Here is a 23,080-nt window from a genome sequence, read left to right as displayed (position 1 = left end):
AGCGCGCAACCGCGCCGACGAGATCAACAGCGACGGCACACAGCAGGGCGGGCGATATTGCCCGCCTTCGCTATCGCTGGGCATGATCGGCAATTGCGCCTTCTCGGCGCTGGTCGATTCGCGCGGCCGCATCGTCTGGTGCTGCCTGCCGCGCTTCGACGGCGATCCGGTCTTCAACGCGCTGCTCGACCCGAGCGAGAACGGCGGCCATTTCTCGATCGAGATCGAGGACTTCGCCGAATCGCGGCAATGGTACGAGCCGAACACCGCGGTGCTGCGCACGCGCCTGACCGACCGCCACGGCAACTGCCTCGAGATCACCGATTTCGCGCCGCGCTTCTTCCGCCTCGGCCGCTATTTCCGCCCCTTGACGCTGGTGCGGCGCATCCGCCCGATCAAGGGCGCGCCGCGTGTGCGGGTCTGCATCGCGCCGCGCTTCAACTGGGGCCGCACGGTGCCGCAGATCTCGCGCGGCAGCAGCCACGTCCGCTTCATCGGCGACGACATGACGCTGCGCATGACCACCGATGCGCCGCTGACCTATGTGATGGCCAACACGCCGTTCCTGGTCACGCAGGGCATGAACTTCATCCTCGGCCCCGACGAGACGCTGCAGCACGGCGTCGACGAGACCGCGCGCGACTTCGAGCAGGAGACCATCTCTTACTGGAAGCTGTGGACGCGCCGGCTGGCGGTGCCGCGCGAATGGCAGGACGCGGTGATCCGCGCCGCCATCACGCTGAAGATGTCGCTGTACGAGGAGACCGGCGCGATCGTCGCCGCGATGACCACCAGCATTCCCGAGGCGCCGCACAGCGGCCGCAACTGGGACTATCGCTTCTGCTGGCTGCGCGACGCCTTCTTCGTGATCCGCGCGCTCAACAGCCTGTCCGAGGTGGGCACCATGGAGGACTACCTGCGCTGGATGTCCAATGTGGTGATGCAGTCCAAGGACGGCCATATCCAGCCGCTGTACGGCATCGGCCTCGAACGGGAGCTGCCCGAGAGCGTGCTCGACCATGTCGCCGGCTACCGCGGCATGGGCCCGGTGCGGGTCGGCAACCAGGCGCAGGAACACTTCCAGCACGACGTCTACGGCAACGTGGTGCTCGGCGCCGCGCAGGCCTTCCACGACCACCGGCTGCTCCATCGCGGCGGCCCGGCCGAATACCGCGTGCTGGAGCAGGTGGGCGAGCAGGCGGTGCGCGTGTTCGGCACGCCCGACGCCGGCATGTGGGAGCTGCGCACGCGTGCCCGGGTGCATACCTCGTCCGCGCTGATGAGCTGGGCGGCCTGCGACCGGCTCGCCAAGATCGGCGACGAGCTGCAGCTGCCGGCGCGCGCGGCCTACTGGCGCAAGCATGCGGACGCGATGCGCGAGCGCATCCTGCGCGAATCGTGGAGCGAGGAACGCCAGGCCTTCGCCGAGAGCTTCGGCGGACGCGAGCTCGACGCCAGCGTGCTGCTGATGGCCGAGGTCGGCTTCATCGATCCGCGCGACGCGCGCTTCGTCGCCACCCTCGAGCGGCTGGAAGAGGTGCTGTGCGACGGCCCGTACATGCGGCGCTACGAGGCGCCCGACGATTTCGGCAAGCCCGAGACCGCCTTCAACATCTGCACCTTCTGGCGGATCGATGCGCTCGCGCGCATCGGCCGCAAGGAACAGGCACGCGAGATCTTCGAGGCGATGCTGGCCGCGCGCAATCCGCTCGGCCTGCTGTCCGAGGACACGCATCCGGTCACCGGCGAAATGTGGGGCAACTTCCCGCAGACCTATTCGATGGTCGGCCTGATCAACGGCGCGATGCGCCTGTCGTCGCCATGGGACGCGGTGATCTGAGCCGGCCCCGATTCAACGGGCGGCGCGCGCCGGCGCGCCGCCACACAGGAGGCCTATGTCAAGACTGGTAGCGGTATCCAACCGCGTCGCCGACCCCCGCAATGCCGCCGCGGGCGGTTTGGCGGTGGCGCTCGGCGAAACGCTGAATGCCACCGGCGGGCTCTGGTTCGGCTGGAGCGGCCGGGTCGTCGAGACCGCGCAGGGTGGCACGCCCGGAGAAGGCGAACTGCATCTGCAGCATGCCGGCGACGTGACGCTGGCCACGGTCGACCTGAGCCGCGAGGACCACGACGCCTACTACCTCGGCTACAGCAACGGCGTGCTGTGGCCGGTGTTCCACTACCGCGTCGATCTCGCCGATTTCGATGCCGGCCATCTGAACGTCTACCGCCGCGTCAACCAGCTGTTCGCGCGCAAGCTGGCGCCGCTGCTGCGGCCGGACGACATGATCTGGATCCACGACTATCACCTGATTCCGCTGGCCGCGGAACTGCGGGCGATGGGATGCGGCCAGCGCATCGGTTTCTTCCTCCATATCCCGCTGCCGCCGCCGCCGATCCTGACCACCATTCCGCAGCACGAATGGCTGATGCGCGCGCTGTTCGCCTACGACCTGATCGGCTTCCAGAGCCAGGCCGACCTCGAGCACTTCGCGCGCTACGCGCAGTCCGAGGCCGGCGCCGAGCCGATGGGCGACCACCGCTACCGCGCCTTCCATCGCACCGTGCGGGCGCAGGCGTTTCCGATCGGCATCGACGTCGACGAGTTCGTCTCGCTGGGCAAGGGCCACGAGGCGCAGGAAACCTACGAGATGATGATGGCCCAGTACGCGCGCCGGCGGCTGCTGCTGGGCGTGGACCGGATGGACTATTCGAAGGGGCTGCCGGAGCGGCTGAAGGCGTTCCAGGCGCTGCTGGCGCAGTATCCGGAGAACCGTTCGAGCGCCACGCTGATCCAGATCGCCGCGCCCTCGCGCGAGTCCGTCGACGCCTATGCCGATCTGCGCCGCCAGCTGGAGGGCATGTCCGGGGCGATCAACGGCGAGTATGGCGAACTGGACTGGATGCCGATCCGCTATATCCACCGCACCACGTCGCGCCGGCGCCTGCCGGGGCTGTGCCGCGCGGCGCGCGTCGCGCTGGTGACGCCGCTGCGCGACGGCATGAACCTGGTCGCCAAGGAATATATCGCCGCGCAGGACCCGGACGATCCCGGCGTGCTGGTGCTGTCGCGCTTCGCCGGCGCGGCCGAGCAGCTGAAGGAAGCGCTGCTGGTCAATCCCTACGACGTCCAAGGCACCGCGCAGGCGATCCAGCAGGCGCTGCACATGCCGCTGGCCGAGCGGCAGAGCCGGCATCAGAAGCTGCTGGAGAACATCCGCGCACAGGACGTGCACTGGTGGAGCCGCGAATACCTGCGCAGCCTGGCGGAGAGCGATCAGGGGGTGATGGAAGGCCCCCGGCTTGATTCCCTCGCCCCGTGAGGGGGCGGGGAACGCATCGAGCAGGGGCCTCGCCCGCAGCCCTCAGCTCAAGTCTCAGCTCAAGTCCTCGGGCGTATCGATATCGCGGAACGCGCCGTCGTGGTCGGTCAGAATCCGTGTCACCGCCCGGCCCTGCAGCAGCGCCCGCGCGCCCTCGTCGCCGTCCAGCCGCAGCAGCGCGTCGCGCCAGGCGCGGCCGAACGCCACCGGGTGGCCGCGCCGGCCTTCGCGCCACGGCGCGGCAATCGCTTCGGCGCTGGCCTCCGGCGTGACGATGCTCAGCGCCACCGCCCGCACCAGTTCGACCGGCAGCCACGGCATGTCGGCCAGCGCCACCAGCCAGCCGGCCGCCTGTTCGCGGGCCGCGACCGCCGCCGCCAGCGCGGCACCCATGCCGGCCTCGGCGCGCGCCGCGGCCACCACCTTGCAGCCACCCTCGCTCAGTTCCCGCTCCAGTTCCGGCTGTCCCGGCCGCACCACGGCGATCGCGCCGGGCAGCGCGGTGGCCAGCGTGCGGGCGCTGTGCCAGGCCACCGTGCGTCCGTCCGGCAGCGTCTGCAGCAGCTTGTTGCGTGTGCCGCTCGCGTCGAAGCGGCGGCCGTAGCCGGCGGCCAGCAGGATGCCGGCCGGCAGATCGGAATCGATCAGCGGCCCGGACTGCATGCGCTCGCCTCGTTGGCGGCCAGCTCGCGCGCGGCCTTGGCCCCCCTCGACCTGCAGGATGTCGGGCAGCGACACATGGTTCTTCGCCGCCACCACCTCGGCCAGGATCGAGATCGCGATCTCGGGCGGCGTGCGGCTGCCGATATAGATGCCGACCGGCCCGTGCAGCCGCGCCAGCTGCGCGTCGTTCAGATCGAATTCCTTCAAGCGCTCGCGCCGCGCCTGGTTGTTGCGGCGCGAGCCCAGCGCGCCGACATAGAAGGCGCGCGTGCGCAGCGCCTCCATCAACGCGAGATCGTCGAGCTTGGGGTCGTGCGTCAGCGCGATCACCGCGCAGCGCTCGTCCAGCTTCATCTCGATCACGGTGTCGTCGGGCATGGTGCGCACCATGGTGACGCCGGGAATGTCCCAGGTCTCGGTGTATTCCTCGCGCGGATCGCAGACGGTGACCTGGAAGCCGAGGCCGACCGCGATCTGGCACAGGTACTTCGACAGCTGGCCGGCGCCGATCACCAGCATCCGGTAGCGCGGCCCGTGGATCGTGGCCAGCGTGCGGCCGTCGAAGGTCAGGCCGTCGGTGGCCTCGGCAGGCCCCAGCGTGGCCTTGCCGGTCTGCATGTCGAGCGTGCGGGTCACCAGCCTGCCGTTCTCGACCGCGTCGAGCAGCTCGGCCAGCCCGCTGTCGGCGCTCACCGGCTCGGCCACCAGCTCGATCGTGCCGCCGCAGGGCAGGCCGAAGCGGTGCGCCTCCTCGGCGCTGATGCCGTACTTGATCGCCTCGGGCGCGCGGGCCGCGATGCCCTCGCGCCGCACCCTGTCGATGATGTCGTCCTCGATGCAGCCGCCCGACACCGAGCCGACCACCAGCCCGTCGTCGCGCACCGCCAGCATCGCGCCCTCGGGGCGGGGCGACGAGCCCCAGGTCCTGACCACCGTGACCAGCAGCGTGCGGTGGCCCTCGGCGGTCCAGCGCACGCTGCTTTTCAGGACTTCGAGATCCACGCTGTCCATGATCGCTTCCGTTTGGTTTGTTCGCCTGCCTGATTGTCAGCCGGTTCGCCGGCGGCAGTGGCTTGGTTCGATTCGCCCGCCAAAGGTTCACCGCCCGCGCCTTCGCCCGCCTGTCCGTCGGCCGGCTGCTGGCCGCCGCTGACCGCCTCCGAAAAGCGCGTGAAGAAGGTGTCCGCCATCTTGCGCGCGGCGCCGTCGACCAGCCGCGAGCCGATCTGCGCGATCTTGCCGCCGACCTGCGCCTGCACCGTGTACGACAGCACGGTCTCGTCGCCGTCGGGGTCCAGCCGCACCTTCGCGGTGCCCTTGCCGAAGCCGGCCGCGCCGCCCTGGCCGTCGAACGCGATCGTATAGCTGTCCGGCGCCTGGATGTCCTGCAGCGCCATCCGGCCCTTGAACTTCGCCTTCACCGGGCCGACCGCGGCCGTCATGCTGAGCAGATAGGCGTTGTCGCCATCGGGCTCGATACTCTCACATCCCGGAATGCAATGCTGGAGCAGGGCCGTGTCGTTCAACGCCTCCCAGGCGACCTGCTGCGGCACCGGCAGCCGGTGGGTTTGGGTCATTTCCATGGTGCGGGGTTCTCCTTGTCGTTGGCGGCTCGCCAGGCCGTGGCCGGACCGGGGCGCTTGCGGGCCGCGGCAGGCGGTGCGGCATGCGGTGCGGAATTCGGTGCGGAATGTGGTGCGGAAGGTGGTGCCGCCAGCAGCGACTCCAGCGCAAACAGGCTCGCCAGATTGTGGGCGGGGCGCAGCGCGTCGACATGCGGCAGGATCGCCTGCACGCCGCGCGCCTGCGGCGTGAAGCCCGCGTAGCGCAGCAGCGGGTTCAGCCAGACGATGCGATGGGCGAAACGCCGCAGCCGTGCCATCTCGTCGCCAAGCAGGTCGATCCGTTCGTGATCGAGGCCGTCGGTGACCAGCAGCACGGTGGCGCGGCCGCCCAGCGTGCGGCGCGCCCACTGGCGGTTGAAGGTCGCCAGCGCGGCGCCGATGCGCGTGCCGCCGGCCCAGTCGCGCACCTGCTGCGAGATGGCCTCGACCGCGTCGTCGGGATCGCGCTCGCGCAGCGCTCGGCTGATATTGGTCAGCCGCGTGCCGAACAGGAACACCGACAGCCGCTCGCGCGATTGCATCAAGGCATGGCAGAAGTACAGCACCGCGCGCGAATACTGGCTCATCGATCCCGAGATATCGAGCAGCAGCACGAGCGGCGGGCGGCGCTCGGCGTGGCGGCGGTACTTCCAGCGCATCCATTCGCCGTGCTGGCGCACCGCCAGGCGCGCGCTGGCGCGCAGGTCGGCATGGGTGCCGTGGGTCGCGGCGCGCAGCCGGCGCGTGCGCTCGGTGGCCAGATGCGTGCGGCGCGAACGGATCAGGTGCTGCAGCGCGCGCCATTCGTCGGCCGACAGCGTGTCGAAGTCGCGCTGCGCCAGCCGCTCCTGCGCCGAGAAGGTCAGCACCGCGCCGATGCGCTCTTCGGCCGGCGAGGGCACCGGTGCGGGTTGCGCGGCGGGCGGCTCGCGCGCGGCCAGCGCATCGGCGAGACGGTTGCTGCGGCGGGGCGGCGGCGCGCCGGCCTCGACGCGCGGCAGCAGCAGCGCGCGCAGCTTGCCCTCCCAGTCGGGGTCGCGCCAGAACAGGTCGAAGGCGGCGTCGAACAGCGGGCGTTGATCGGGGCCGGACAGCATCAGCGCCGCCAGCGTGGCGCGCACCTCGTCGCGCCGGCCCAGGTCGACATGCCGCAGCGCCTGCAGTGCGTCGACGGCCTGCGCCGGCGACAGCGGCAGGCCGGCCGCGCGCAGCAGCCGGACGAAATGGGTGATATTGCGGGCCAGCACGGGCCGGGGCGGCGGCACCGGCAGCGCCGCCGGCGCGACCGGCGTGATCGGCTGTTCAGGCGGGTCCGGCGTGGCCGGCGCGATCGGCGCGATCGGCGCCTCCGGTGCCCTCGCCGGGCGAGGCACCGGCGAAGTGGCGTCGGCTGGCTGGCGCGGCGTCATTCAGCGCTCCCCCGGCCGGCTCCGTCGGCGTGCCGGCCAGCAGTTCGGCTACCGTCGGCCCGTCGACGCGCGCGAGATCGTCCTGGTACTTGAGCAGGACCCCGAGCGTGTCGCGCACCGAATCGGGATCGAGCTCCGTCACGCCCAGCGCGGCCAGCGCGCGGCACCAGTCGATCGCCTCGGCGATGCCGGGCGCCTTGAACAGATCGATGCCGCGCAGCCGGTGCACGAAGTCGATCGCCTGTGTCTGCAAGGCGGCCGCGGCCTCGGGCGCGCGGGCGGCGACGATGTCGAGTTCGCGCTGGCGCTCGGGATAGCCGATCCAGCGATAGAGGCAGCGGCGCTTGAGCGCGTCGTGCACCTCGCGCGTGCGGTTCGACGTGATCACGATCAGCGGCGGGCGTTGCGCGGCGATGCGGCCGATCTCCGGGATCGAGACCTGGTATTCGGACAGCACCTCGAGCAGGAAGGCCTCGAACGGTTCGTCGGCGCGGTCGATCTCGTCGATCAGCAGCACGCGCGGGGCGTCGGGCGCGGCCGGGTCGGGCAGCAGCGCCTCCAGCAGCGGGCGCTTGAGCAGGTATTCGTCGCGGTACAGCGATTGCGCCTCGGGCCGCTCGCCGCGCGCCTCGGCCAGCCGCAGCGCCATGATCTGGCGCGGATAGTCCCATTCGTACAGCGCGCTGGCGGCGTCGAGCCCTTCGTAGCACTGCAGGCGCAACAGCCTGGTGCCAAGGCCCGCGGCGATCGCCTGCGCCAGCGCGGTCTTGCCGACGCCGGGTTCGCCTTCCAGGAACAACGGGCGCTGCATCTTCAGCGCGAGGAACAGCACGGTCGCGGTCTCGCGGTCGGCGAAATATTGCTCGCGCTGGAGCAGCGTCAGGGTCTGGTCGATCGAATCGGGCAGCATGAAGGCGAGGTCGGGCGATGGCTGGCGATGGCTATGGCTGGCAGGCGGGCGGCGCGCTGATCAACGAAATCAGGTTCGCAGGGGGAAGACTGCGGCGGGACGACGGACGACGAGCCGCTGTGCTTCACGGCCCGCCGCTCCGCTTCACGGCCCGCCGCCCCGCTTCAGGGCGATGGCGTGGACGACTGCCCCAGCGCCTGCTCGACCGCGCGCGCCGCCAGCACCGGAATCAGATGCGCCCGGTACTCGGCGGACCCATGCAGGTCGTCGTTCAGGCCCTCGGCCGGGATCGTCACCGCGCGGGCGGCCGCCGCGCTGAAGTCGGCCGACAGCGCCCGCTCCAGCGGCTCGCAGCGGAACACCGCGTCGGCCGCGCCGGTCACGGCAACGCGCACGTCGCCGCCGTTGCCACCGCTACCACCGTTGCCACCGCTACCACCGTTGCCACCGCCGCTGCCGTTCGCAGCGCCGCCGCCGACGCCACGCGCCACCATCACGCCGACCAGCGCAAAGCGCGAGGCCGGGTTGCGGAACTTGACGTAGGCCGCCTGCCGCGGACAGGGGGAAGCGCACCGCGGTGATCAGCTCGTCCGGCTCGAGCGCGGTCTCGTACATGCCGACGAAGAAATCGTCGGCGGCGATGCTGCGCCGGTCGGTCACCACGGTGGCGTTCAGGCCGAGCACCGCTGCCGGATAGCAGGCGGCCGGATCGTTGTTGGCGATCGAGCCGCCCAGCGTGCCGAGCGCGCGCACCTGGCGGTCGCCGATGCCGCCGGCCAGCGCGGCCAGCGCCGGCAGCCGGCGTTTGACCTCGGGGTGCGCCCCGACATCGGCGTGCCGCGCGCCGGCGCCGATCACCAGCGTGTCGCCCTCGACGCGGATGTCGCGGATGCCGGGAATGCGGTTGATATCGACCAGCGTCGAGGGCGCGGCCAGCCGCAGCTTCATCGCGGCGATCAGGCTCTGCCCGCCCGCCACGATCTTCGCGTCGGGGTCGCTGCGCAGCAGCGCGGCCGCGGCCTGGGCATCGGTCGCGCGTTGGAACTCGAATGCGTACATGGAAGTCTCCTCGCGCGTCAGATGGTCCGGGCCGCGGTGGCGGTCTGGCCGGTGGTCTGGTTCGCGGCCTGGTTCGCGGCCTGGTTCGCGGTCTGGCCGACGCCAGCCCCCTGCGCGCCGCCGCCCTGCCTGGCCGCGTGGATCGCCTGCCAGACCCGGTGCGGGGTGGCGGGCATCTGCAGGTCGCGCACGCCCAGCGGCGACAGCGCGTCGATCAGCGCGTTGATGAAGGCCGGCGGCGAGCCGATCGCGCCGGCCTCGCCGCAGCCCTTGACGCCCAGCGGGTTGTGCGTGCACGGCGTGCCCTGCGCGGTCTCGACGGTGAAGTCGGGCAGATCGCCCGCGCGCGGCATCGCGTAGTCCATGTACGAGCCGGTCAGCAGCTGGCCGCTGTCACCGTCGTAGACGCACTGCTCGAGCATCGCCTGCCCCAGCCCCTGGCCGATGCCGCCGTGCACCTGCCCCTCGACGATCATCGGATTGATGATGTTGCCGAAGTCGTCGACCGCGGTGAACTTGACCACCTGGGCCTCGCCGGTGTCCGGATCGACCTCGACCTCGCAGACATAGGCGCCCGACGGATAGGTGAAGTTGGTCGGGTCGTAGAACGCGTTCTCGTTCAGGCCCGGCTCCAGCCGGTCGAGCGGGTAGTTGTGCGGCACATAGGCCGACAGCGCGACCTCGCCGAAGGTCTTGCTGCGGTCGGTGCCGGCCACGCGGAACACGCCGTTGCTGAACTCGATGTCGTCGGCCGACGCTTCGAGCAGGTGCGCGGCGATCTGCTTGGCCTTGGCCTCGATCTTGTCGAGCGCCTTGACGATGGCCGAGCCGCCCACCGCCAGCGACCGCGAGCCGTAGGTCCCCATGCCGAACGGCACGCGGCCGGTGTCGCCGTGCACCACCTCGACCGCGTCGAGCGTAATGCCGAGCCGGTCGGCCACCACCTGCGCGAAGGTGGTCTCGTGGCCCTGCCCGTGGCTGTGCGAGCCGGTGAAGACGGTCACGGTGCCGGTCGGATGGACGCGGATCTCGCCGACCTCGAACAGGCCCGCGCGGGCGCCGAGCGCCCCGGCGATATTCGACGGCGCCAGCCCGCATGCCTCGATGTAGCAGGAATAGCCGAGACCGCGCAGCTTGCCCCGGCGCTGGGCTTCGTCGCGGCGCGCCGGGAAGCCGGCCACGTCGGCCAGTTCCTGCGCGCGCTGCAGGCAGGGCTCGTAGTCGCCGGTGTCGTAGGTCAGGCCAACCGGCGTGGCATAGGGGAAGCTGCGGATGAAATTGCGGCGGCGCAGTTCGGCCGGATCGATGCCGAGCTCGCGCGCCGCGGTTTCGACCAGGCGCTCGACCACATAGGTCGCCTCGGGCCGGCCCGCGCCGCGATAGGCGTCGACCGGCGCGGTATTGGTGAACACCGCGGTGACCTCTGCGTAGATCGCCGGGGTCGCGTACTGGCCGGCCAGCAGCGTCGCGTACAGGATGGTCGGCACGCTGGAGGCGAAGGTCGACAGGTAGGCGCCCATGTTGGCGGTCGTGTGGACCCGCATCGCCAGGAACTTGCCGTCGGCATCGAGCGCCAGCTCGGCGCGCGTGACATGGTCGCGGCCGTGGGCGTCGGTCAGGAAGGACTCCGAACGCTCGGCGGTCCACTTGATCGGCCGCCTGACCTTCTTCGAGGCCCAGGTCAGCGCGACGTCCTCCGGATACAGGAAGATCTTCGAGCCGAAGCCGCCGCCCACGTCGGGCGCGATCACGCGCAGCCGCGATTCCGGCAGGCCCAGCACGAAGGCGCCCATCAGCAGCCGCTCGACGTGCGGGTTCTGGCTGGCGACGTACAGCGTATAGCTGTCGTCCATGCGGTTGTAGCTGGCGTTGACCGCGCGCGGCTCGATCGCGTTCGGCACCAGCCGGTTGTTGACGATCTCCAGCGTGGTCACGTGCGCGGCCTTGGCAAACGCCGCATCGGTGGCGGCGCGGTCGCCGTGGCCCCAGACGTAGCAGGTGTTGGCCGGCACGTCGTCGTGCACCAGCGCGCTGGCCGAGGTCGCGTCGGCGGTGCGCACCACCGCCGGCAGCTCCTCGTAATCGACCTCGATCTTCTCGGCGGCGTCGCGCGCCTGTTGCAGCGTCTCGGCCACCACCAGCGCGACCTGGTCGCCGACATGGCGGACCTTGCCCTGGGCCAGCACCGGATGCGGGGGCTCCTTCATCGGCGAGCCGTCGATGCTGTGGATCAGCCAGCCGCAGGGCAGGCCGCCGACCTTGTCGGCCGCCATGTCCTCGCCGGTGAAGACGCCGATCACGCCGGGCGAGGCCATCGCCTCGCGCGTGTCGATCGAACGGATGCGCGCATGCGCGTAGGGGGAGCGGACGAAATAGCCGTAGCTCTGCTGCGGCTGCACGATGTCGTCGGTGTACTGGCCGATGCCGGTCAGGTAGCGGTAGTCTTCCTTGCGCTTGACGGAGGCGCCGACCAGCCGTGGCGTTTCGGGTGCGTTCATGGCGGGCTCCTCCTTACTCGGCAGCTGCGGTGGCCGCTGCGTTGGCCGATGCCGTGGCCGATGCCGTGGCCGATGCCGTGGCCGATGCCGTGGCCGATGCCGTGGCCGATGCCGTGGCCGATGCGTTGGCCGATGCAGCGGCGCCGGCCATCGCGGCCTGGCCCTGCTGCACCGCGCGTACGATGTTGTGATAGCCGGTGCAGCGGCACAGGTTGCCGTCCAGATGCGCGCGGATCGTCGCGGCGTCCGCGTTCGGGTGCTCCTGCACCAGCGCGGTCGCGCTCATCACCATGCCGGGCGTGCAGAAGCCGCATTGCAGGCCGTGGCAGTCGCGGAAGGCGGCCTGCATCGGATGCAGTTCGCCGTCGGGGGCCAGCCCCTCGATGGTGGTCACCTGGCTACCGTCCGCCTGCACCGCCAGCAGGTTGCACGACTTCACCGCCCGCCCGTCCAGATGCACGGTGCAGGCGCCGCATTGCGCGGTGTCGCAGCCGACATGGGTGCCGGTCAGGCGCAGCTGTTCACGCAGGAATTGGACGAGAAGGGTGTGGGGTTCGACCTGGGCGTCGACGGTCTTGCCGTTGACGGTCAGGCGGATCGGAATCGCCATGCTGGTCTCCATGTGGGTGGACGCACATGGCCGGCCCCGGACATCCCGCGTGTATCCCGAAAATGCGCGATGACTGCCCGGAACAGGCTACGGCGCGGTGCTGCCGCTTGTTGGAACGCGGCTATTTCGTGATGGTGGTGCAGCGAGTGTTACAGCAACGATGCAGCTAACGATGCAGCGGTCAATCCGGGCGACGGGCGATCCGTCGCGGCCCATCGGCCGGTGAACGTTCGGGCCGAAAAGGCTCTAACAGTAAATCACAAATCCCTGGGGTGTGCCATGCGGGTTGCCCCGTTCGGCGCTTGCTAGAATGGCCGGCCGCGTGGGCGGGGCAGGTCCGGCATGACCTTGTCGCCGACGGCCACCGTACCCCTCTTCGAACCCTGCACCGAACCACCGCATTCATCGATGGAAGGCCTGATCGACTGGCTGTTTGACACCGCCGCGCTGCCCAAGGTGGGACTGAGCGCGATCTTTCTCGTCAGCCTGCTGTCGGCGACGCTGCTGCCGGTCGGCTCGGAGCCCGCGGTATTCGGCTATATCAAGCTCAATCCGGACATGTACTGGCCCGCGCTGCTGGTGGCCACCGCCGGCAACACGCTCGGGGGCGCGATCGACTGGTGGCTGGGCTATGCCGCCAAGCTGGCGCTGGTGCGCTACCACTTGCGGCGCCAGCACCGCGAGCACGAGCGCGAGCATGCCGAGCACCGCAAGCATCCGCGCAAGCCGCGCAAGCCGCCGCTGGACGCGCGCTACTTCCGCTGGATGCGGCGGCTCGGCCCGAAGACGCTGCTGCTGTCGTGGCTGCCGATGCTTGGTGATCCTTTATGCACATTGGCCGGTTGGCTGCGCCTGCCGTTCTGGCCGAGCCTGGGTTACATGGCGATCGGCAAGCTGCTGCGCTATCTGGCGATGACCAGCGCGCTGCTGTGGATTCCGGACAGTTTCTGGCAGCGGGTGGGCGACACCATGCGGGCGTGGTTCTAGAACCGGGCCACCGCCGGGCGGCGGCCCGGCTTGCCCATCGCCCCAGCGCGGGTATGGAATTGCTGCGCCGCGGCAAAACGGGGCGTTGCAGTACAATCGCGCTTTAGTTGACGACAGGCGCACCGTCCCCGTGCGCCGCATGCCGCGGTCCCGCCCATGAATGCCCCACTCGTGCTCGACGCCAAGCTCGCCGCGCAGGACGCCCCTCCGCGCCTGCGCGAGATCCCCCTATAACTACACCTCCTTTTCCGACCGCGAGATCGTGATCCGCCTGCTGGGCGAGGAGGCCTGGCGGATCCTGGACGAGCTGCGGGGCGAGCGCCGCACCGGCCGTTCGGCGCGGATGCTCTACGAGGTGCTGGGCGACATCTGGGTGGTCCGCCGCAATCCGTATCTGCAGGACGACCTGCTGGAGAACCCGAAGCGCCGCGAGATGCTGATCTCCGCGCTGCACCACCGGCTCGCCGAGATCGAGAAGCGCCGCGCCGCCGATCGGGCCGAGCATGCCGAGCCGGCCGCCGAGGACCGCTCGCACCGGGTCGAGCAGCTGGTCACCTTCGCCCGGCAGGCCATCGAGGAATTCAAGCGCGAGTTCACCGACGCCTACGACCTGCGCAAGCGCGCTGCGCGTGCTGGGCCGCGTCACGCAGAAAGACAACATCAAGTTCGACGGGCTCTCGCGCGTGTCGCACGTGACCGACGCCACCGACTGGCGCGTCGAATATCCGTTCGTGGTGCTGACCCCCCGACAGCGAGGAAGAGATCGCCGGGCTGGTCAAGGGCTGCTTCGAACTGGGCCTGACCATCATTCCGCGCGGAGGCGGCACCGGCTATACCGGCGGCGCCGTGCCGCTGACGCCGCTGTCGGCGGTGATCAATACGGAAAAGCTCGAACAGCTGGGTCCGGTCGAGGAGACCGACCTGCCGGGCGTGCAGGGCAAGGTCGCGACGATCTTCTCCGGCGCCGGCGTGGTGACGCGCCGCGTCGCCGATGCGGCCGACAAGGCGGGCCTCGTCTTCGCGGTCGACCCGACCTCGATCGACGCCTCGTGCATCGGCGGCAACGTCGCGATGAACGCCGGCGGCAAGAAGGCCGTGCTGTGGGGCACCGCGCTGGACAACCTGGCCTGGTGGCGCATGGTGGATCCGGAGGGCAACTGGCTCGAGGTCACGCGCCTGGACCACAACCTGGGCAAGATCCACGACGTGCCGGTGGCCACCTTCGAGCTCAAGTGGTTCGACGGCAATCGCGCCCCCGGGCGAGAAGCTGCTGCGCAGCGAGACGCTGGCGATCGAGGGCCGCAAGTTCCGCAAGGAAGGGCTGGGCAAGGACGTCACCGACAAGTTCCTGGCCGGCCTGCCGGGCGTGCAGAAGGAAGGCTGCGACGGCATCATCACCAGCGCGCGCTGGATCCTGCATCGGATGCCGCGCCATATCCGCACGGTCTGCCTGGAGTTCTTCGGCCAGGCGCGCGACGCGATCCCGAGCATCGTCGAGATCAAGGACTTCCTCGATATCGAATCGAAGACGCCGGGCGGCGCGATCCTCGCCGGCCTCGAGCATCTGGACGAGCGCTATCTGCGCGCGGTCGGCTACGCCACCAAGAGCAAGCGCAACGCCTTCCCGAAGATGGTGCTGATCGGCGACATCGTCGGCGACGACGAGAACGCGGTCGCGCGCGCCACCTCGGAAGTCATCCGCATGGCCAACGGCAAGAGCGGCGAGGGCTTCGTCGCGATCAGCCCCGAGGCGCGCAAGAAGTTCTGGCTCGACCGTTCGCGCACCGCCGCCATCGCCCGCCACACCAACGCCTTCAAGATCAACGAAGACGTGGTGATTCCGCTGAACCGGATGGGCGAATACACCGACGGCATCGAGCGCATCAATATCGAGCTGTCGATCAAGAACAAGCTCAAGCTCGCCGACGAGCTGGAGAGCTTCTTCGCGCGCGGCAACCTGCCGCTGGGCCGCAGCGACGACGCCAACGAAATCCCCAGCGCCGAACTGCTGGAGGACCGCGTGCAGCAGGCGCTGACGCTGCTGCGCGACGTGCGCGCGCGCTGGATGTACCTGCGCGACAACCTCGACACGCCGCTGACGCAGGCGCGCGCCGCGCTGATCGGTCATGGCCTGGGCCTGCTGGGCCAGGCTTTCGAGGCGCGCCTGGCGCAGCAGCCGGATGCCGCGGTGTTCCACCTGCTGCAGGACCGCACCATCCGCGTATCGTGGAAGAACGAGCTGCGCGCCGAGCTGCGCAAGATCTTCAACGGCGGCGAGTTCAAGCCGATCCTCGACGAGGCGCAGAAGATCCACAAGCAGGTGCTGCGCGGCCGCGTCTTCGTCGCGCTGCACATGCACGCCGGCGACGGCAACGTGCACACCAACATCCCGGTCAACTCCGACGACTACGACATGCTGCAGGACGCCCACAAGGCGGTCGCCCGCATCATGGCGCTGGCGCGCTCGCTCGACGGCGTGATTTCCGGCGAGCACGGCATCGGCATCACCAAGCTCGAATTCCTGACCGAGGAAGAGATCGGCGACTTCCGCCAGTACAAGCAGCGCGTCGATCCGCAGGGCCGCTTCAACAAGGGCAAGCTGCTGCCGGGCGCCGACCTGCGCAATGCCTATACGCCGTCGTTCGGCCTGATGGGGCACGAGTCGCTGATCATGCAGCAGAGCGACATCGGCGCGATCGCCGACAGCGTCAAGGACTGCCTGCGCTGCGGCAAGTGCAAGCCGGTGTGCGCCACGCACGTGCCGCGCGCCAACCTGCTGTACAGCCCGCGCAACAAGATCCTGGCCACCTCGCTGCTGATCGAGGCCTTCCTGTACGAGGAGCAGACCCGCCGCGGCGTGTCGATCAAGCACTGGGACGAGTTCTCGGACGTGGCCGACCACTGCACGGTCTGCCACAAGTGCGTGACGCCGTGCCCGGTCAAGATCGACTTCGGCGACGTGTCGATGAACATGCGCAACCTGCTGCGCAAGATGGGGCAGAAGAAGTTCAACCCCGGCACCGCGGCGGCGATGTTCTTCCTGAACGCGACCAATCCGCAGACCATCAACATGACCCGCAAGGTCATGATGGACTGGGGCTACAAGGCCCAGCGCGCCGGCAACGAGCTGATGAAGACGCTGGCGCGCAAGCAGACCGCGCATCCGCCCGCGACGGTCGGCAAGCCGCCGGTGCGCGAGCAGGTGATCCACTTCGTCAACAAGAAGATGCCGGGCAACCTGCCCAAGAAGACAGCGCGGGCGCTGCTCGATATCGAAGACAACGAGATCGTGCCGATCATCCGCAATCCGAAGGCCACCTCGGTCGAGAGCGAGGCGGTGTTCTACTTCCCGGGCTGCGGCTCGGAGCGGCTGTTCTCGCAGGTGGGTCTGGCCACGCAGGCGATGCTGTGGCACGTCGGCGTGCAGACCGTGCTGCCGCCGGGCTATCTGTGCTGCGGCTATCCGCAGCGCGGCACCGGCCAGTTCGACAAGGCCGAGAAGATCGTCACCGACAACCGCGTGCTGTTCCACCGGGTCGCCAATACGCTGAACTACCTCGACATCAAGACGGTGGTGGTCAGCTGCGGCACCTGCTACGACCAGCTCGCCGGCTATGAATTCGAGAAGATCTTCCCGGGCTGCCGCATCATCGATATCCACGAATACCTGCTGGAAAAGGGCGTCAAGCTCGAGGGCGTGACCGGGTCGCGCTACATGTACCACGACCCCTGCCACACGCCGATCAAGACGATGGACCCGACCCGGCTGGTCAACCAGCTGATGGGCGGCAACGGCGAGGCCGGCAACATCGAGAAGAACGAGCGCTGCTGCGGGGAGTCGGGCACGCTGGCGGTCACCCGTCCGGACGTGTCGACGCAGGTCCGCTTCCGCAAGGAAGAGGAAATGCGCAAGGGCGCCGGCAAGCTGCGCGCCGACGGCTTCGACGGCGACGTCAAGATCCTGACCAGCTGCCCGTCGTGCCTGCAGGGCCTGTCGCGCTACAACGAGGACGCCTCGGTGCAGGCCGACTACATCGTGGTCGAGATGGCGCGCCATCTGCTGGGCGAGAACTGGATGCCCGACTACGTCGCCGCGGCCAACGCGGGCGGCATCGAGCGGGTCCTGGTGTGAGGACCCGGCCATGAGCGCGGCCGAGCAGGGCGCGGCCCGCGTCGCGGGCTGCCCGCTTTGCGAAGGCGAGGGCGGCGAGCTGGCCTGGCAGGACCCGGGCCGGCGTGCCCGCGTGATCCTGGTCGAGCACGAGCGCTTTCCCGGCTTCTGCCGCGTGGTCTGGCAGGACCACGTGGCCGAGCAGACCGATCTGTCCGAGGCGGATCAGGCCTGGCTGATGCGGCTGGTGGCCCGCGTCGAACGCACCGTGCGCGACGCGATGGCGCCCGACAAGGTCAACCTGGCCGCCTTCGGCAACATGGTGCCGCACCTGCACTGGCACATCATCCCGCGCTATCGCTGGGACACCCACTTCCCAGAGGCGGTCTGGGCCGCGCCGCAGCGCGAGCGCGACGCCGGGCGCGTCGAGGCGCTGCAGGCGCGGCTGCCGGCCTTGCGCGCGGCGCTGGCCGCGTTGCGCGCCGACTGACGCCGATCCCGACTGACGCCGATCCCGCATCGCGCTCCGGTCGCTCCGGTCGTCAACCCGGCCGTCAACCCGGCCGTCAACCCGGCCGTCAACCCGACGCGCCGCCAATGCGCTCAATAGGGATGTCTGCCCCGCGGGCGCGGAACCCGGCCGGGGCGGGCGCCGTCTGATGCCTGTTCCGGCTGGATAGGCGGATGACGCCGTTTCCGCCAATTCCGCCGCTCCCGCTTTTCCCTTCGCCGAGCCGACTTCATGTCCACGCCCACCACCGCTACCGTGCCCGGTCCGGCCGTTCCGGCCCGCGAGCTGCAGATCCAGAGCCGCCTGCGCTTTCGCGCGACCTGGGCGCTGATCAAGCCCTACTGGAAATCCGAGGACCGCAAGGCCGGGCTCGGGCTGTTGCTGCTGCTGGTCGCGCTGAACCTGGGCATCGTCTACATCAACGTGCTGCTCAACGAGTGGAACCGCGTGTTCTACAACGCGCTGGAGCAGCGCGACTACGCCTCGTTCAAGGAGCTGCTGCTGCGGTTCAGCATGATCGCGGCCTGCTTCATCGTCGCCGCGATCTTCCGCCAGTACTACACGATGATGCTGCAGATGCGCTGGCGGACCTGGATGACCAACCAGTTCCTCGGCAAGTGGCTGGCCTGGCAGGCCTATTACCGCATCGAGCAGACCCACGCCACCGACAACCCCGACCAGCGGCTGGCCGACGACCTGCGGCTGTTTACCGACGGCGCGCTGTCGCTGTCGCTCGGCCTGCTCAATTCGGTGGTCACGCTGGTGTCCTTCGTCGGCATCCTGTGGGCGGTGTCCGGGCCGATCAGCTTCGCGCTGGGCGGCACGACAATGACGATCCCCGGCTATATGGTCTGGTTCGCCGGCGGCTACGCGGTAGTGGGCTCGCTGCTGACGCACTGGATCGGCCGCCCGCTGATCGGCCTGAACTTCCAGCAGGAGCAATACGAGGCGAACTTCCGTTTCTCGCTGGTGCGGCTGCGCGAAAACGCGGAGCCGGTCGCGCTCTATCGCGGCGAGCCCACCGAGCAGGCCGGGCTGCGCGCGCGCTTCGAACAGGTCCGCATCAACTGGAACCAGCTGATGTTCTATACGCGGCGGCTGACCTTCATCAGCTCGGGCTACGGCCAGTTCGCCATCATCTTCCCGATCCTGGTGGCCGCGCCGCGCTACTTTGCCGGCAAGATGACGCTGGGCGGCCTGATGCAGATGTCGACCGCCTTCGGCCAGGTCCAGGGCGCGCTGTCGTGGTTCGTCGACAACTACGCGACGCTGGTCGGCTGGAAGGCCGCGTCGAACCGCCTGATCGATTTCCAGCAGGCGATTCGCGAGGCCCAGCGGCAGGAGCGCCTGCACGACGGCGAGCACGACATCCAGGTCAACGTCGGCGACGCGCACGCGGGCGGGCGCGACCGCATCGAGATCGACGCGCTGGCGCTGGCCCTTCCGGTCCTGTCCGGCCCGGGCCTGCCGGTGGTCAAGCGGCCGCTGGTGTCGGCATTCTCGCTGACGATCCAGCGCGGCGAGCGCTGGCTGGTGACCGGCCCGTCGGGCTGCGGCAAGAGCGTGCTGTTCCGCGCGCTGGCCGGGATCTGGCCATATGGCAGCGGTTCGGTGGCGATGCCCGCGGCGTCGCGCACGCTGTTCCTGCCCCAGCGCAGCTATCTGCCGATCGGCACGCTGGCCGACGCGCTGGCCTATCCGCAGGCCGGCGACGCGCATCCGGCCGAGGCGCTGCGCGACGCGCTGCGCCAGGCCCAGCTCGGCGCGCTGGCCAACCAGCTGGACGTGTTCGACAACTGGGCGCTGCGGCTGTCGCCCGGCGAGCAGCAGCGGCTGGCGTTTGCGCGCGCGCTGCTGTGCAAGCCCGATTTCCTGTTCCTCGACGAGGCGACCAGCGCGCTGGACGAGGAGACCGAGCGGGCCATGTACCAGCTGATGGTCGACGCGCTGCCCGGCGCCGCGATCGTCAGCATCGCGCACCGCAGCACGGTCGCGGCGTTCCACAATCGACGGCTGCGCTATCTGCCGGAGCGCGAGACCTTGCAGGCCGATGCCGGGGCCCTCGATGGCCGGCAGGCCGAGGCCGGCGTGCCCCGTCCGGCGCTGGAAGATGGGCAAGGCGGGTCGCGTGCGGTAAGCTATCGGGTCGTACAAGAAGCGTGAACTCGGCGTGAGTCCCGACCCGGGGCCCGGGTTCGCGCCAACACGGCTGGCGCCGACAATCATGGCAGGACTGGAAAAAGATACCCCGCACCCCACCGCGCTGACGGTCCATACGCAATCGCGCGTGCTGGAAATCGGCTTCGACAATGGCGCCAGCTTCCGGCTGCCGTTCGAATACCTGCGGGTCTATTCGCCGTCCGCCGAGGTGCAGGGCCACGGCCCGGGCCAGGAAGTGCTGCAGACCGGCAAGCGCGACGTCAACGTGACCGCGGTCGAGCCGGTCGGCAACTACGCGATCCTGATCCGCTTCTCCGACGGCCACGACAGCGGCATCTATTCCTGGGATCTGCTGTACCGCCTCGGCGCCGAGCAGGAGGCGCTGTGGCAGGACTACCTGCGGCGGCTCGAGGCCGCCGGCGCCGATCGCGACACGCCGATGCCGCCCGCCGCGGCGCACGGCCACGGCTGCGGCCACCACTGAGCCGGCCGGTTCCCACCGACTCCCCCCTGGATTTCTGGAGCCAGCGATGAGCGAAACCCACTTCGGGTTCGAGAAGGTCGACGAGACCGAGAAGGCCGGCAAGGTTGCCGGCGTGTTCCATTCGGTCGCGTCGAAGTACGACCTGATGAACGACCTGATGTCGGGCGGCATGCACCGGCTGTGGAAGCTGTTCACGATTGCCCAGGCCGGCGTGCGGCCAGGCCACAAGGTGCTCGACATCGCCGGCGGTACCGGCGACCTGGCCAAGGCCTTCGCCCGCCAGGCCGGCCCGACCGGCGAGGTCTGGCTGACCGACATCAACGAATCGATGCTGCGCGTCGGCCGCGACCGGCTGCTGAACGACGGCATCGTGATTCCCACCTGCCTGTGCGACGCCGAGCGGATCCCGTTCCCGGACAACCATTTCGACCTGGTCACCGTGGCCTTCGGCCTGCGCAACATGACCCACAAGGACCGGGCGCTGGCCGAGATGCGGCGCGTGACCAAGCCCGGCGGCAAGGTCATGGTGCTGGAATTCTCCAAGGTCTGGAAGCCGCTGGAAAAGGCGTACGATGTCTATTCGTTCAAGGTGCTGCCGTGGCTTGGTCAGCGCGTCGCCGGCGACGCCCACAGCTACCGGTATTTGGCAGAGTCGATCCGCATGCACCCCGACCAGGGCTCGCTTGTGCGGTTGATGGAACAAGCGGGCCTCGAGAACGTCGAATACTTCAACCTGACGGCAGGCGTGGTCGCCTTGCACGTCGGCCGTAAGTACTGAATCAGCGCCGGTTGCGGCGCAATAAAAAGGGGATAAACAAATCATGTCCACGATTCGCGGAAAATTCCTGGCGGGGTCGCTGGCCGGCATGCTGGCCTTCGGGATGGTGTTCGATGCGGAAGCCAAGCGCATGGGCGGCTCCCGCAGCTTCGGCAAGCAGTCGTCCAATGTGACCCAGCAGCGCCAGCAGGCGCCGCAGCAGACGCCGACCCAGCAGCAGGCTCAGCAGCCGGCCCAGCAGGCCGCGCCGGCCACCGCCGGTGCCGGTGCCGCGACGGCCGCCGCGCCCCGCCGCAATTGGGGCGGCATGCTGGGCGGCCTCGCCGCCGGCCTGGGTATCGGCTGGCTGCTGTCGCACTTCGGACTGGGCGGCGCCGCGCTGAACTTCCTGTCCAACGTGATCCTGATCGCGCTGCTCGCCATGGTCGCGATCTGGCTGATCCGCAAGTTCCGCGGCGGCGCCAAGCGCCCGCAGCCGGCCTACGCCGGTGCCGCCGGTTCGGCGGGTTCGGCCGGCGGCCGTACCGACCTGAACCGCGGCGCCTTCGACCGCGGCCAGGAGCCGATGATGCGCGAGCCCGTGCTGCAGCCCTCGGCGCAGCCGGGCCAGGCGACACTGCAACCGGCCGCGGCGGCACAGTCGCAGGGCGTGCAGCCCTGGGGCGTGCCGGCGGACTTCGATACCGAAGCCTTCCTGCGCAACGCCAAGGTCTACTTCGTGCGCCTGCAGGCCGCCTGGGATGCCGGCAATCTCGACGACATCCGCGAGTTCACCACGCCGGAAATGTTTGCCGAGATCAAGATGGACCTGGGCGATCGCGGCGCGCAGGGCAACCACACCGACGTGGTGACGCTGGACGCGACGCTGCTCGGCATCGAGTCCACCGACAACCAGCATGTGGCGAGCGTGCGCTTCAGCGGCATGATCCGCGAGAACGAGGGCGAGGCAGCCCAGCCGTTCGCCGAGGTGTGGAACCTGGCCAAGCCGGCCAGCGGCGCCGGCGGCTGGGTGCTGGCCGGGATCCAGCAGGAATCCTGAGTCCGCGGCTGAGTCCGCGGCTGAGCCACCGGTTGAACCGCTGGTTGAACCAATCCCCCGGGCACGGCGTGATGTGCCCGGCGCTGGCTTAGAATGGAGGCCCACGCGCCAACGCGCGTGGGCCTTTTTCATTGGCGCCGGCCTGGCCGGCGTGGTCCGCCCCATCACGCCATGAACACTCTTCCCTCCGCGCTGGCCGGCCCCATCGTCGCCGCGCTCAATCATCTGCTGGAACAGGAACCGTGGGCGCGCAAGCTGCTGACGCCCTATGCCGGCCGCGTGATCGGCTTCGATGCCGCCGCCTTCGCGATGGCCCTGCGGATCGACGCGCAGGGCCTGGTGGCGCTGGCCGCCGCCGACGCGCCGCCGCCCGCGGTGACCATCACCGTGCCGCTGCAGCAATGGCCGCTGGTGGTGGCCGACGTCGCCGCCGGCGGGCAGGCCGCCGCGATGCGCCATGTGCGCCTGGAGGGCGATGCCGAGCTGGCCAATACCGTATCGACGCTGGCGCGCAGCCTGCGCTGGGATGCCGCGGAGGATCTGGCGCGGGCCTTGCGTGCCGTGATGGGCGGCACCGTCGGCGACAGCGTCGCGCAGCGGCTGGTGGACGGCGCGCAGCAGGCCCATGCCGGCGCGCTGCGGGTCGGGCGGGCGCTGGTGGAGAACGTGACCGAATACCTGCTGGACGAACAGCCGACGCTGGTCCGCCATGCCGCGCTGGACGATTTCCGCGCCGATGTAGCGGTGTTGCGCGACGATCTGGCCCGACTGGAGAAGCGGCTGGAGCGGTTGGAGCGCGGCGCCGGCGCTGGCCCGCGTACGGACGCCGGCACTGGCGCCGGTACCGGCGCGGGCAGCGGCCCGGCCCGGCTGCCGTCCGCGCATCGCTGACCGGGCCAACCGCGCTGCCGCGGCACCGCGGAATCGCTGACAA

The 23,080-nt window shown here is 69.8% G+C and carries 14 protein-coding genes and 6 pseudogenes; 12 read left to right on the top strand and 8 right to left on the bottom strand.

Annotated elements, in window-relative coordinates; genetic code table 11:
* Positions 1–82 precede the first annotated feature (82 nt).
* Together OJJOAM_RS06720 and otsA are read left to right on the top strand one after the other, a co-directional pair.
* Entirely contained in the window at positions 83–1,840 is a 1,758-nt protein-coding gene (locus OJJOAM_RS06720; protein WP_422649523.1) for a glycoside hydrolase family 15 protein, read from the top strand.
* Positions 1,841–1,895: 55 nt separating this feature from the next.
* The gene (otsA, locus tag OJJOAM_RS06715; protein WP_422649280.1) at positions 1,896–3,323 is read left to right on the top strand and encodes an alpha,alpha-trehalose-phosphate synthase (UDP-forming); all 1,428 of its coding nucleotides are present in this window, start codon (positions 1,896–1,898) and stop codon (positions 3,321–3,323) included.
* 54 nt (positions 3,324–3,377) lie between these two features.
* Here otsA and OJJOAM_RS06710 read toward each other — a convergent pair.
* From OJJOAM_RS06710 to OJJOAM_RS06675, 8 genes and pseudogenes are all read right to left on the bottom strand, one after another.
* Positions 3,378–3,887, bottom strand: a pseudogene (locus OJJOAM_RS06710) (nucleotidyltransferase family protein); the annotation flags it as partial.
* Between the two features lie 80 nt (positions 3,888–3,967).
* A pseudogene (locus tag OJJOAM_RS06705) lies at positions 3,968–4,997 on the bottom strand (XdhC family protein).
* A complete protein-coding gene (locus OJJOAM_RS06700; RefSeq protein WP_422649279.1) occupies positions 4,970–5,569 on the bottom strand; it encodes a CoxG family protein in 600 nt (199 codons plus the stop codon). Before OJJOAM_RS06700 ends, OJJOAM_RS06705 begins: the two are co-directional and overlap by 28 nt.
* Positions 5,560–6,885 (bottom strand): vWA domain-containing protein, encoded by a 1,326-nt coding sequence (locus tag OJJOAM_RS06695; protein ID WP_422649522.1) that lies wholly within the window; start codon positions 6,883–6,885, stop codon positions 5,560–5,562. The genes OJJOAM_RS06700 and OJJOAM_RS06695 overlap by 10 nt, the downstream gene beginning before the upstream one ends.
* Positions 6,886–7,030: 145 nt before the next feature.
* Positions 7,031–7,909: pseudogene (locus tag OJJOAM_RS06690) on the bottom strand (AAA family ATPase); the annotation flags it as partial.
* Positions 7,910–8,073: 164 nt separating this feature from the next.
* Positions 8,074–8,968: pseudogene (locus tag OJJOAM_RS06685) on the bottom strand (FAD binding domain-containing protein).
* A 128-nt stretch (positions 8,969–9,096) separates the two neighbouring features.
* A pseudogene (locus OJJOAM_RS06680) lies at positions 9,097–11,466 on the bottom strand (xanthine dehydrogenase family protein molybdopterin-binding subunit); the annotation flags it as partial.
* A gap of 13 nt (positions 11,467–11,479) precedes the next feature.
* Entirely contained in the window at positions 11,480–12,076 is a 597-nt protein-coding gene (locus OJJOAM_RS06675) for a (2Fe-2S)-binding protein (RefSeq protein ID WP_422649278.1), read from the bottom strand.
* A 408-nt stretch (positions 12,077–12,484) separates the two neighbouring features.
* On the opposite strand from OJJOAM_RS06675, the gene OJJOAM_RS06670 reads away from it, so the two are divergent.
* The 10 genes and pseudogenes from OJJOAM_RS06670 to OJJOAM_RS06625 all read left to right on the top strand — a co-directional run bounded on the left by OJJOAM_RS06670 (position 12,485) and on the right by OJJOAM_RS06625 (position 23,037).
* Entirely contained in the window at positions 12,485–13,063 is a 579-nt protein-coding gene (locus OJJOAM_RS06670) for a YqaA family protein (RefSeq protein ID WP_422649277.1), read from the top strand.
* Positions 13,064–13,325: 262 nt separating this feature from the next.
* The gene (locus OJJOAM_RS06665; RefSeq protein ID WP_422649276.1) at positions 13,326–13,865 is read left to right on the top strand and encodes a DUF3683 domain-containing protein; all 540 of its coding nucleotides are present in this window, start codon (positions 13,326–13,328) and stop codon (positions 13,863–13,865) included.
* A pseudogene (locus tag OJJOAM_RS06660) lies at positions 13,826–14,173 on the top strand (FAD-binding protein); the annotation flags it as partial. The gene OJJOAM_RS06665 and the pseudogene OJJOAM_RS06660, both read left to right, overlap by 40 nt.
* A 313-nt stretch (positions 14,174–14,486) precedes the next feature.
* The gene (locus OJJOAM_RS06655; protein ID WP_422649521.1) at positions 14,487–17,195 is read left to right on the top strand and encodes a DUF3400 domain-containing protein; all 2,709 of its coding nucleotides are present in this window, start codon (positions 14,487–14,489) and stop codon (positions 17,193–17,195) included.
* 10 nt (positions 17,196–17,205) lie between these two features.
* Positions 17,206–17,664, top strand: a complete 459-nt coding sequence (locus OJJOAM_RS06650; protein ID WP_422649275.1) for an HIT family protein — start codon at positions 17,206–17,208, stop codon at positions 17,662–17,664.
* A gap of 252 nt (positions 17,665–17,916) precedes the next feature.
* Positions 17,917–19,848: an ABC transporter ATP-binding protein/permease gene (locus OJJOAM_RS06645; RefSeq protein WP_422649274.1), complete on the top strand. Its 1,932-nt coding sequence runs from the start codon at positions 17,917–17,919 to the stop codon at positions 19,846–19,848.
* Positions 19,849–19,909: 61 nt separating this feature from the next.
* Entirely contained in the window at positions 19,910–20,329 is a 420-nt protein-coding gene (locus tag OJJOAM_RS06640) for a gamma-butyrobetaine hydroxylase-like domain-containing protein (RefSeq protein WP_149320275.1), read from the top strand.
* 46 nt (positions 20,330–20,375) lie between these two features.
* Positions 20,376–21,107 carry a bifunctional demethylmenaquinone methyltransferase/2-methoxy-6-polyprenyl-1,4-benzoquinol methylase UbiE gene (gene ubiE / locus OJJOAM_RS06635; protein ID WP_422649273.1) on the top strand — a complete coding sequence of 244 codons (732 nt, stop codon included), beginning with the start codon at positions 20,376–20,378 and terminating at the stop codon, positions 21,105–21,107.
* Between the two features lie 43 nt (positions 21,108–21,150).
* Positions 21,151–22,146, top strand: a complete 996-nt coding sequence (locus OJJOAM_RS06630; protein WP_422649272.1) for a Tim44 domain-containing protein — start codon at positions 21,151–21,153, stop codon at positions 22,144–22,146.
* A 171-nt stretch (positions 22,147–22,317) separates the two neighbouring features.
* Positions 22,318–23,037, top strand: coding sequence for a ubiquinone biosynthesis accessory factor UbiJ (locus tag OJJOAM_RS06625; RefSeq protein ID WP_422649271.1), 720 nt, complete (start codon positions 22,318–22,320; stop codon positions 23,035–23,037).
* Positions 23,038–23,080 lie beyond the last annotated feature (43 nt).

The organism is Cupriavidus sp. H18C1 (assembly GCF_049311595.1).
Taxonomy (GTDB): domain Bacteria; phylum Pseudomonadota; class Gammaproteobacteria; order Burkholderiales; family Burkholderiaceae; genus Cupriavidus; species Cupriavidus cauae.
This window is presented reverse-complemented; position numbering and strand designations above follow the sequence as displayed.

Bases quoted from the DNA above. Each gene is read 5' to 3' on its own strand.
- OJJOAM_RS06700 (WP_422649279.1), bottom strand. From the start codon at position 5,569: ATGGAAATGACCCAAACCCACCGGCTGCCGGTGCCGCAGCAGGTCGCC.
- OJJOAM_RS06645 (WP_422649274.1), top strand. From the start codon at position 17,917: ATGTCCACGCCCACCACCGCTACCGTGCCCGGTCCGGCCGTTCCGGCC.
- OJJOAM_RS06720 (WP_422649523.1), top strand. From the start codon at position 83: ATGATCGGCAATTGCGCCTTCTCGGCGCTGGTCGATTCGCGCGGCCGC.
- OJJOAM_RS06625 (WP_422649271.1), top strand. From the start codon at position 22,318: ATGAACACTCTTCCCTCCGCGCTGGCCGGCCCCATCGTCGCCGCGCTC.
- ubiE (WP_422649273.1), top strand. From the start codon at position 20,376: ATGAGCGAAACCCACTTCGGGTTCGAGAAGGTCGACGAGACCGAGAAG.
- otsA (WP_422649280.1), top strand. From the start codon at position 1,896: ATGTCAAGACTGGTAGCGGTATCCAACCGCGTCGCCGACCCCCGCAAT.
- OJJOAM_RS06630 (WP_422649272.1), top strand. From the start codon at position 21,151: ATGTCCACGATTCGCGGAAAATTCCTGGCGGGGTCGCTGGCCGGCATG.
- OJJOAM_RS06655 (WP_422649521.1), top strand. From the start codon at position 14,487: ATGCCGCGCCATATCCGCACGGTCTGCCTGGAGTTCTTCGGCCAGGCG.
- OJJOAM_RS06670 (WP_422649277.1), top strand. From the start codon at position 12,485: ATGGAAGGCCTGATCGACTGGCTGTTTGACACCGCCGCGCTGCCCAAG.
- OJJOAM_RS06675 (WP_422649278.1), bottom strand. From the start codon at position 12,076: ATGGCGATTCCGATCCGCCTGACCGTCAACGGCAAGACCGTCGACGCC.
- OJJOAM_RS06650 (WP_422649275.1), top strand. From the start codon at position 17,206: ATGAGCGCGGCCGAGCAGGGCGCGGCCCGCGTCGCGGGCTGCCCGCTT.
- OJJOAM_RS06640 (WP_149320275.1), top strand. From the start codon at position 19,910: ATGGCAGGACTGGAAAAAGATACCCCGCACCCCACCGCGCTGACGGTC.